Annotated in this window: 11 protein-coding genes; 6 read left to right on the top strand and 5 right to left on the bottom strand. The window is 31.1% G+C overall.

Annotated features, from left to right (window positions below; genetic code table 11):
- Positions 1-268 precede the first annotated feature (268 nt).
- A complete protein-coding gene (locus ACIQ56_RS09635) occupies positions 269-835 on the bottom strand; it encodes a GIN domain-containing protein (RefSeq protein ID WP_397600852.1) in 567 nt (188 codons plus the stop codon).
- 279 nt (positions 836-1,114) lie between these two features.
- On the opposite strand from ACIQ56_RS09635, the gene rpmE reads away from it, so the two are divergent.
- The 5 genes from rpmE (at position 1,115) to ACIQ56_RS09610 (ending at position 5,203) form a co-directional block, all read left to right on the top strand.
- Positions 1,115-1,333 (top strand): 50S ribosomal protein L31, encoded by a 219-nt coding sequence (gene rpmE, locus ACIQ56_RS09630; RefSeq protein WP_397600851.1) that lies wholly within the window; start codon positions 1,115-1,117, stop codon positions 1,331-1,333.
- Between the two features lie 124 nt (positions 1,334-1,457).
- On the top strand, positions 1,458-2,531 hold the full coding sequence (prfA, locus tag ACIQ56_RS09625) for a peptide chain release factor 1 (protein WP_397600850.1): 1,074 nt from the start codon (positions 1,458-1,460) through the stop codon (positions 2,529-2,531).
- Positions 2,532-2,534: 3 nt separating this feature from the next.
- A complete protein-coding gene (gene prmC, locus ACIQ56_RS09620; protein ID WP_397600849.1) occupies positions 2,535-3,491 on the top strand; it encodes a peptide chain release factor N(5)-glutamine methyltransferase in 957 nt (318 codons plus the stop codon).
- Between the two features lie 286 nt (positions 3,492-3,777).
- The gene (locus tag ACIQ56_RS09615) at positions 3,778-4,218 is read left to right on the top strand and encodes a hypothetical protein (protein ID WP_397600848.1); all 441 of its coding nucleotides are present in this window, start codon (positions 3,778-3,780) and stop codon (positions 4,216-4,218) included.
- A 94-nt stretch (positions 4,219-4,312) separates the two neighbouring features.
- Positions 4,313-5,203, top strand: coding sequence for a hypothetical protein (locus tag ACIQ56_RS09610; protein ID WP_397600847.1), 891 nt, complete (start codon positions 4,313-4,315; stop codon positions 5,201-5,203).
- 9 nt (positions 5,204-5,212) lie between these two features.
- Here the strand turns inward: ACIQ56_RS09610 and ACIQ56_RS09605 are convergent, their stop codons facing one another.
- On the bottom strand, positions 5,213-5,878 hold the full coding sequence (locus tag ACIQ56_RS09605) for a biotin/lipoate A/B protein ligase family protein (RefSeq protein WP_397600846.1): 666 nt from the start codon (positions 5,876-5,878) through the stop codon (positions 5,213-5,215).
- A 4-nt stretch (positions 5,879-5,882) separates the two neighbouring features.
- Positions 5,883-6,551 carry an HAD family hydrolase gene (locus tag ACIQ56_RS09600; RefSeq protein ID WP_397600845.1) on the bottom strand — a complete coding sequence of 223 codons (669 nt, stop codon included), beginning with the start codon at positions 6,549-6,551 and terminating at the stop codon, positions 5,883-5,885.
- Positions 6,552-6,724: 173 nt separating this feature from the next.
- Between ACIQ56_RS09600 and fabF the strand changes: the two genes are divergently transcribed.
- The gene (fabF, locus tag ACIQ56_RS09595; protein WP_397600844.1) at positions 6,725-7,966 is read left to right on the top strand and encodes a beta-ketoacyl-ACP synthase II; all 1,242 of its coding nucleotides are present in this window, start codon (positions 6,725-6,727) and stop codon (positions 7,964-7,966) included.
- Positions 7,967-8,047: 81 nt separating this feature from the next.
- On the opposite strand, the gene ACIQ56_RS09590 is transcribed toward fabF, so the two are convergent.
- Positions 8,048-9,370: an acetyl-CoA carboxylase biotin carboxylase subunit family protein gene (locus ACIQ56_RS09590; protein WP_397600843.1), complete on the bottom strand. Its 1,323-nt coding sequence runs from the start codon at positions 9,368-9,370 to the stop codon at positions 8,048-8,050.
- A gap of 23 nt (positions 9,371-9,393) precedes the next feature.
- Positions 9,394-10,625: aromatic amino acid lyase (locus ACIQ56_RS09585; protein ID WP_397600842.1), on the bottom strand; the 1,232-nt coding region annotated here is incomplete at its 5' end.

The raw sequence follows: 10,625 nt of genomic DNA, 5'->3' as shown, positions 1-10,625 counted from the left end.
ACAAAGGGCTTGCTTGTCCATGTTTTCGGAAGATTTTCTGCATGCCTTTTTAAGTACATATTCTTTTTCTAAAAACACATTCTCAACTCTTAACTGGCATTTTTAATTCATTATATGATAATTTAAATGAAAGTAACAGAATAATTGAAACAGCTCGCTCACCTGTTGGTAACGTAACAATCGCGAATTCAGATTCTTCGTGGATTCCTTTTACTCATACTGCCATTGATATGGCTTATCGGGCTGTTGATGAATTTAGTAAAAAAGTTTAAATGGCAGAAATAAAAGATTGCCCGGAATTAAAAACTTGAATTGCAGGATTGCCTTTATAGTGCACGTTGCAATTTCCATAAGCGGCACCTGCAATGGAATCTTGTGCAAATAAACGTACCTGTGAAGAATGATTACAGGAAACAGAAGCTGTTTTCGCTTCTAATTCAACAGCATTTAATTTTGCAGATCCAAAGGCTACCACTTTAAAATTATCTACAGACCCAATTAAATTTGACTGACTGGAATCGGTACCTTCAAAGCTAAAATGTCCGCCTTTAATATTCAAAACACTTGCATGAACGCTGTCTCTAATATATAATGAATTTAATACATGAGTGTGAATTATAATATGTACCCTGTTAGGACAGTTAAAGCCTTCTTCCATATGAATATAAAGTTTTCCAAAGGAGTTTACTTCGGTAATGATTTTAGATAAAAAACTACCTTTACTTTTTACTTCTATGCCTTGGCTTTTACCAACAAAAATTTCGACATCAAAATTATTTGCAATAGCAATTGATGAAAAATAACCGACAACTCTATTTTGATAATACATACTCATTTGAACATCCTTTAACTTCTAATATTAAAAAATTTTAAAACAAAGATTTTTAGGATGAATTATAATAAAAATCACTTAAAGCAGACTGCTCTTTTAAGGTAACAAAAAAGGGAGTGATGTCAATAGTCTGGAAAAGATTTCTTAAAATCCTTGCATTTAGACGTTGACTCTAATCCCGTCATTTGCTACTAGATGCCATCTTCAGGTGCCGTGAATCTCGGCAGGAAGTTTTTCACGCAAGCAACATAAGCGTAAGCTATTAATAACTCTGAGGTTTTTATGAGAGAAAGCATTCATCCTAAATTTGGCCCATGCGAAGTTCACTGCGCTTGTGGGAATACATTTGAAACACGTAGCACAAAAAACGTATTAAAAATTGAAACTTGCAGTGTATGCCATCCATTTTGGACCGGTAAACACAAGGTTCTTGATACTGCAGGACGTATTGAGCGTTTCAACCGTAAATATGCGGCTAAGGCAGTTCAAACAAGCAAGTAAAATCTTATATTTAAGATATAAACAGGGGGCATGTCCAATCTTTGGATGCTCCCTTTTTGCGTGTTAAGAGGGTTCTAGAGCCCCTTATTCAGTTTCACTTTATCTGTAATTGGAATATAAACTCATGATGCTACAGCTTGCTAAAATTGAACGTAGATTTCTTGAGCTCGAAAGCCTTCTTTCTCGCCCCGAAATTATTTCAAACAACACTGAATTTCGCAAACTAAGTAAAGAACGCGCCGATCTTGAAGAAACAGTGCGTTTGTTTAGAGAATTTAAAAAAATAGAAGAAGATAAAAAATCAACAGAAGAGCTTATGGAAGAAAGCACAGGGGAAATGAAAGACCTTGCTTTTGATGAGCTTAAAAGCTTAAAAACTCGTTATGAAGAACTTGAAAAAGATCTTGCCATTCATTTGCTCCCCAAAGATCCCAATGACGGAAAAAATATTTTTCTAGAAATTCGTGCTGGAGCTGGCGGTGATGAGGCCAGCCTATTTGCGGGTCAGCTTTTTAGGGCATATGCTCGTTATGCAGAACGTAAAAAATGGAAAATGGAAATCATGTCACTCAATGAAAATGAGCTTGGTGGCACTAAAGAAGTTATTGCGTTGATTGAAGGTGAGGGTGTTTACAGCATTCTTAAGTACGAAAGTGGTGTGCATCGTGTACAACGTGTTCCGCAAACTGAGGCGCAGGGACGTGTTCATACTTCGACCATTACAGTTGCTGTATTGCCAGAAGCAGATGATGTGGAAGTTTCAATCAACGAAAATGATCTTCGGGTAGACACTTACCGAGCCGGTGGGGCTGGAGGTCAGCACGTCAACAGAACGGACTCTGCTGTTCGTATAACCCATATTCCAAGTGGAATCGTAGTAGCATGTCAAGATGAGCGTTCTCAAATAAAAAACCGTTCTAAAGCAATGAAAATCTTACAAGCTAAATTGCTTGAAGCAGCTGAAATTGAAAAAGAGAAAGCGTTTTCGGAAGAACGTAAATCACAAGTAGGAAGAGGCGATAGGAGTGAAAGAATTCGCACATATAACTTTCCTCAATCTCGCGTAACGGATCATAGAATTAACCATACGATCCACTCTATTGATGCATTTATGGAAGGTGAAATTCAGGAAATGCTAAATATGTTACGTCAATATTACCAAGCTGAAGCATTAAAGTTACAAGCTGAAGGCAAATAAAATATGCAAGTCATTGAGCAAGAAAAAAAAGAAATATTGTGGTCCGTTAGAGAGATCTTAAATTGGACCACAAAAAGATTTTCTGAAAGTGGTATTGAAACGCCCCTTTTAGATTCTCAGCTTCTTTTAAGTCGAGTTCTTAACCTGTCAAAAATACAATTATATATTGAAATTGATAAACCTCTAACAGAAAAAGAACGAATTTTATTTAGAGAACTTGTAAAAAAACGTTTAAAAGGTGAGCCTGTATCTTACTTGTTAAATGAAAAATATTGGCATGATATAAAATTATTTGTAGATAATCGTGTATTAATACCAAGGCCTGAGACAGAAACAATGTTAGATTTTGTTCTTCAAAAATGTAAATTAAAAAATGAAAAGCCTGAAGTTATTTTTGATTTATGCACTGGATCGGGTTGCCTTGCTATTGCTTTGGCAAAAAAATATCCTGAAGCAAAAGTAGTTGGGATTGATTTATCTAAAGACGCTATAGATGTTTGTATTAAAAATGCAGAATTAAATTCTGTTTCAAATGTTACTTGGATAAATGCCGATGTAACAAACATGGATTTATTTAAAATGCTTTCTTTAGAATATAAAAAAGCAGATATTATTGTTTCTAATCCGCCCTATGTAACAGAAGAAGAATGGCAGAAGTTAGATGCTGGTGTAAAAGATTATGAACCTAAAATGGCTTTAGTCTGCGATGATAATGGATTAAAAATAGGTAAAAATATTTTACAATATATTACTGATTTTAAATTATTAAATAAAAACAGTATTTTTGCTATGGAATTAGCAGAAAAACAACCTCAAAAAATTGATAATAATATAAATAAAATCATTCAAATAAATCATCCTATGTGGAATATGCCAATTAATGAATGGTTTGCTCTCTGCGACTATGAAGGAAAAGATCGATTTTTAGTTCGAATTGAGCAAGATTCGAAAATTGAGTAATTCTCATCTTTAATTATAAAAGCTGCAATTATGGTATAAAATTCATTTAGTAATTGCATAATGACAAATGCTTGACATAAAACATAAATATTAAAAAAATACTATCATTATAATATAATGCTTTTTAAGGGATTTTTAATGAGATGGGTATTTATCTCAATGTTGTTTTTAGAAGAAAGTACTAAGATTTTTTCACTTGCTAAAACAGCAGAAAGAAAAAATTATTTTAAAATGAATTTAGGAATAGATAAGATTTATAATTTTTAATTTGGAAAGGTTTTTAAGTATGATTTTTCTTAAAATAATGATTGAAATATTGTTAATAAAATTTGCAGATTTTTTATCGATTTTTAGCATTAAATTAAAATATAAATTAATTAATATGTTAAAAATATATAAGCTAAGAAAAATTGCAAAACATGCATATTGTAATTCTGCATTCTATAAGAAAATTTTTAATGAAAATGGTATTAACGAACAAAATATATCAAAAATTACTTTTGAATCTCTTCCTGTGATTGAAAAAACGGATATTATTAGCAATTATAAAGATATTATATGCTCAAAAGACATAAATAGCAGTAAAATATTTGAATCTTTGATTAGGTCTCAAACTCATGATCTCATAGATAATAAATATAATTGTGTATATACTTCTGGAACAACTGGTATTAAATTACCAGTATTGTATGAAAATAGAGAATTAAAAAAAAATTATATTCAATAATTTTATTAATAATGCTAAACCATATAAATCTTTATTTTCAATAAAAACTAGAGTTGTCCTGTTAGCTGTTTTAGAAACAAGAACCATCGCTTCATTGGTATTTCGATATGCTCCTATTTCAGTATATAATAAAAAAGAAATATCAATTAAAATTCCTATCATTGAAATTATAAATGAACTTAATCAATTTAATCCTGAAATGATAATTGCATATCCAGGTGTTTTTATATCTCTTATTAAATATAAAAAAGAAGGTTTATTAAAAATAAATCCAAAAAAAATATATCTTACTGGTGAGGTTTTAACAGACGAAAATTTAAAATTAATTAAAGAAAATTTTACTGCAGATATTTATAATCTTTATAATTGTAGCGAATGTATGAATATGGCGGTAAGGAAAAATTTTGGTAAATTTAAATTATTTAATAACTTAAACCATGTAGAAATATTAGACGAAAATAATAAACCTGTTCCAAAAGGTCAAATTGGAAAGGTTGTTATTACAAATTTTATTAATTTTTCACAACCATTAATTAGATACGAATTGGGAGACTTAGCTGTCTCTAGTGCTAATGAAAATGAAGAACTTTCCTTTGAAGGAATTATTGGAAGAAAGTATAGACCTATCATTTTTAAAAATAATATTGGAGAGTCTGTTGAAATTTTTACCTTAACATTTTATGAAATTATAGCAAAATCAATAGAAGTTGTTAAAGCTCAAATTCTTATAGGCAATAATTATTTTAAAGTAAACCTTGTCTGTGATGATATTTATTTATTAAACTGTGAATTGAATGTTATAAAATATTTAAAAAAAATTAATTCGGATGAATCTATTACATTTGAAATAGAAAGATTAGATGACATTTTACCAGAAAATAACGGGAAAATTCCTTTAATTAAATTTTTAGATAATTATGAAGAAATACCTAATATTCCATACAATATTGTAGTTACAGAAAATACAAATACCGTTTTAAATTAATTATAAAAATTATTTGTCAAGAATTTCATTTTGAAAAAAATGAGCAACATGTTGTTTAAAATATGCCTGACAATGATCAGCAAGTTCGCTTGTCGTTAATGGGCATCCAAGTTTTTGTGTTGTTGTCAAAAAACTATTGTGATCTCTGCCTTGTCTGTAATCCGGTTCCCGTGATGGATGAGCTAAAAGTTGGGAAATAAATTCTATATTAGGATTTACAAGTAAGCTTCCTTGGTACACAAGCAAATGTTTTTTTCTAAAAATACTTGTTCCAGCAATTTTTTTATCTAAAAAACTGATGTCACTAATTCCATTTTGTGAGAGATCAGGACAACCCGCTTCTTTTAAGGCATTTATCCAAAGTTGGTTGATCATTTGAAAGTATTTATTGTTTCCAAAGACATCTTTTGCATAAAATGCAAATGTCAAAATAAGGCACCCTTCTCCTAAAACAACAGTCCCTCCGCCACCTTTTCTTCGTAAAATAGGAACATTATTTGTTTCACAAGCAAGAACATTGGCTTCAATGTCTGGTTTATTTGAGCTTGATAATACAACAACATTTCGTTTTGTTTCAAAAAACCGAAATAAAAACGAATTTTCATTTAAGTCTTGAGATTTGTATTTTGGCCAATATTTTTTTGGTAAATTTAATACCCAATTATCCATCCACATATTGTTACTTTAAAGCGCTTAAGATTTCAGAATGAGTAAGTCTCGAAATAAAAGCTGTTTTTGTTTCAAAACGAGAATTTAAAGATGTTTTTACCCAAACAGATTCACAGCCCGCTTCATATGCAGCAATAAGTCCACGTTCTGAATCTTCAATAACTAAAGCTTCGGATGGTTCAATTCCTAATTGTAAAATTGCTTTATTGTATAAATCAGGAAAAGGTTTTTTACGCATTCCTTGCTCAAGGCCAACAATCATATCTATTGGCAAATTTTCACTTTTATGCTGAGAAAGAATTAAATTGATTTCACTTGCAGGGCTATTGCTTGCAATCGCATTAATAATCCCTTTTTTATTTAAAATAGATAAAATTTCTGGGATTTCAGGATATATTTTTGCTTGGAAATCTGAAATGAGTTGCCAATAATACTTTGCTTTTTCTTTACGAATTAAGTCGGGATCGCATTTGATATTATACTTTTCAATTTCTTTTGACACTCCTCCACCAGTATGGGTAAAGGTTTCGTAATACTCGTATTCATTTAATATATGATTATATTGCATAAATGCCTTTTCATATGCTAAAAAATGAATTCGTTCCGAGTCACATAGGCATCCATCAAAATCCCAAAGTATAGCTTTTTTGTTAAGTATTGTTTGTTTAAGATTATTCATAGTTGCGTTCCTTACTCAACGTGTATTACTTAGGGTGTGGTATATGCTGAAATTTTGATCCAGCGCATTAACAGCCTGGAGAAATTGCATAGGTAGCACGTTTATAAGATACGGGCTAGATAGTATTCATTTGATCTTTTATTTTATTTTGTTTTGATGAGAGGGTTTGATAAATGAAACGAGTCGTTGTTACAGGCCTTGGAATCGTATGTCCAATCGGCAATAATTTAGAGGAATGCTGGGAAAACGTAATTGCAGGCAAAAGTGGTATCGGCAAATTAACCATGTTTGAACCACCTGAAAATTGCGTAACGATTGCTGGTGAAGTAAAAAATTTTGACCCAACAAAATACATGAATGAGAAAGAAGCTAAACGGAATCAACGTTTTGTACAACTTGCCGTAGCAGCTTCAAAAATGGCATTAACAAATGCAAACCTTGAAATTAATGCTTCAAATCATCATCATATTGGTGTTTCTATTGGAGTTGGAATAGGTGCTCTTGGTTATTTAGAAGATCAATCTTTTATTGCAAGAACAAAAGGAATTAAACGCGTTTCTCCTTTTACAATTCCGGGTTTTATTGGAAACATGGCTGCTGGTGTTGTCTCTTCTGAAACAGGTGCAAAAGGTCCAAATATTTGTGCAGCTACAGCTTGTTCAAGCGGCGCACATTCTATTGGCGATGCTATGATGTACATTCAATCTGGTAGAGCAAAAGCTATGATTTGTGGGGGTGCTGAATCTGCATTAAGTTTAATTGCTTATGCTGGTTTTGGACAAATGAAAGCATTGTGTTCAAATCGTTCGGATGAACCTGAAAAAGCTTCCAGACCATTTGATAGAGATAGAAGTGGTTTCATAATGGGTGAAGGTTCTGGAATTCTTATTTTGGAAGATTATGAGTACGCAAAAGCGCGTGGAGCAAATATTATTTGTGAAATAGCTGGATTTGGAGCATCGGGGGATGCTTATCACTTTACTTCCCCTGCTCCTGAAGGAGAAGGCGGTGCGCGCGCTATGCAACAAGCATTAGACACCTCTGGATTAAAACCTGAAGATATTGACTATATAAATGCTCATGGAACATCTACAGAACTAAATGACTTGTGTGAATCTCAGGCAATTAAAACAGTTTTCAGAGAACAGGCTTATAAATTGAATGTGAGTTCCACAAAAAGCATGACAGGACATTTGTTAGGTGCTGCTGGTGGTATTGAAGCTGTATTTTCAGTTATGGCAATTAAAACAGGAGTTATTCCGCCAACAATTAATTTAGAAAATCCAGGTGAGCATTGTGATTTAAATTATACTCCTTTTAAAGCTGTTAAAAGAGAAGTGAATGCTGTTTTATCAAATTCATTTGGATTTGGTGGAACAAATGTTTCTTTAGCTTTTAAAAAGTTTAAAAATTAAAGATACAAATAATTTATCCTCAGAAAATAAGTATAATATTTTTTTTTAATAAAAGTTTTTGTCGTTAAAATTGAATTGTACTTAATTTTCAATCTGAAGTATAATATTTTTTCTAATAAATCGATCTGTGTTTATTATTTCTTCTTCATTTTTAGCTGAATACCAGACATCAATTAGGAAGACTTCCTCATTTTCTCCATTGATAAAATCTCCTATTTTGTAATAGGTATTAGTATTAATTACGTTTGTTAATTTTTCAACTTTATCTAATCCATCAATGCTTTTTAAGTATCCTTTTGTTGTTGGATAAATTACTGACATAGATAAAAAATCAGGCGTATCAGGATTTTTAATAAATTTTAATTCTTTACCAATGGTTTGATTAATTAAAATATCTTCATAACTTATATTATAAATTGTTTCTATATTATCCTTTATGCGTGATCCTCCCATACGTGGATTTACTTCTAAAATAATGGGTCCATCTGTTGATAATCGAAGTTCAAAGTGGCAGAAACAATTTTTTAATCCTAAAGTTTTGCAGACTAATTTTGTATAATTATTTATTTCTTCTTTTTCTTTTTCGGATAAAGAAATGGTTGGAGTAAAAACAATATTTTCTAAAACACAAGATTTGTTTTGAATAACATCAATTTTTTCGTGCATCAATAATGGAAAAACATCTTCATTATCACATAAAACTTCGACAGAATATTCATTGCCATGAATGGCTTTTTCTAATAATAATTGGTTAGTATTATCAAATTTTATTTGTTTATAGTTATAAGAAAAGTTTAATTTGTGATAAGATGACGACATATTTTCAACATAATATCTATAAAAACTTTTTAATTCATCTATATTTTTTATAAAACTTACGAAACCAGATGCTGCACCTGCAGCTGGTTTTGCAACAATCGGGTAACCTATTTCATTTGCTTTGACTTCTAATTCATCTTCTGAATTTACAAGAGCATAATTAACTGAAGGAACATTAAACTTAGCTAATTGTTCGCGCATTAGAAATTTATTATTTGCAAAATAAAGAGCGTCTGGATTATTATGTGGTAAATGATATTTTTGTGCTAATTCTGCAATAATTGCTGATGGTAAATACATATTACCTGATTGAAAGTAACCATATGGACAATTAATTCCAATTAAATTATACTTTTCTGAAAGTGGTCTGATAATATTATCTAAATATTCATAAGATAATAAAGGTGTTTTAAAAACTTCAAAGGGAACGTCTAGAGTTATGCTATTGCTACAATTTTCAGGCACTATTCCAATGGTTTTTATTTTGAGTTCATGTGCACGTATGAGGGCGCTTTTCAAACGAGCTAAATGAGAATTTGAGTGTTCGATCAGAATTAAACAATTTTGTTTTTTTATTTGTGACATTTTAGAATTTCTTTCTTTTTAAATTAATAATTTAAAGCATGATTTAATTTTTCTTCTAAATGATTTGAGAAATCTATGTCTTGTAATGCTAATTTAATTTGTTCAATATATGGAGTAATTGATATATCATGTGTTAAAAATGGTATGATTTTTCTAATTTTCGAATAGACTATTTGAGTAAAATCTGACATTTTTCCTTGTCGAATATCAACAGCTTGTGCAGCGCAAAGTCCTTCAAATGCAATAATGTAACAAGTATTGTCATATATTTCTTGGCAACGGCGTGCAGCAATTAAACCAAATGAAACAATATCTTGAAAATCACCGGTTGATGTTAAAGTTTGAATGCTAAGTGGAACGCATAAGGATCGGTTTTCTGCTGTAATGGAAGTTGCCATAAACTGACCTCCCATGAGACCAAGTCTTAATCCTTGGTTGTTGCTGCATAGAAAAGCAGGCAGCCCATTGCTATTGTTTTTATCCATGAATCGATCGATTCGTCTATCAGATAAATTTGATAGAGTTGTCATCGCAATGGATAAATAATCCATTGCCATAGCAATATATTGCCCATGAAAATGTCCATTATGAAAAACTTCATTTTCTTCTGGTATTACAACCGGATTATCGCTGCTAGAATTCAATTCATTTTCCACAATATTTTTTACATAGATAAGCGTGTCAAGAATGGGGCCTAAAATTTGAGGTGTACAACGAAGAGAATAAGCATCTTCGATTTGTCGCCCTAAATTTTTAATGGTACCATCATTTTCATTTTGAATATTTATTTCTTCCGATTTTTCATTTGTAATTAAATGGCTAGATTCAAGAATTTTTGTAATTTTTTGAGCTGTTTTTAGTTGTCCTAAGTGCATTTTTCTTTTGTGAACTCTAGGATCAAAGGGTTTTTGTTTAGTCGCCAATCCTTCAAAAGTTAAGCAGGAAATAAACTCATAAATATTCATAAGTCTATCACATTGATACCAGTTTAAAGCAGCAAGGCCAGTCATTGCAGAAGTTCCATTTATCATTGCCAAACCTTCTTTATAACTTAAAGACATTGGTTTAATATTAAAATGATTTAATGCTTCTTTCGAATTAACTATCTCTCCTTTAACACGAACATTACCTTGTCCTGTAGCGGCGTGTCCTACCAATAAGTGCATTTTACAAACAAAATGAATGCTAGTAAATTTTTTATAGAGAGTGGTTTTTGATTTTGTTGATGGTATCGAGATAATTCCAAGGCAACCAA

It is taken from the genome of Silvanigrella sp., assembly GCF_044369315.1.
GTDB lineage: Bacteria > Bdellovibrionota_B > Oligoflexia > Silvanigrellales > Silvanigrellaceae > Silvanigrella.
This window is presented reverse-complemented; position numbering and strand designations above follow the sequence as displayed.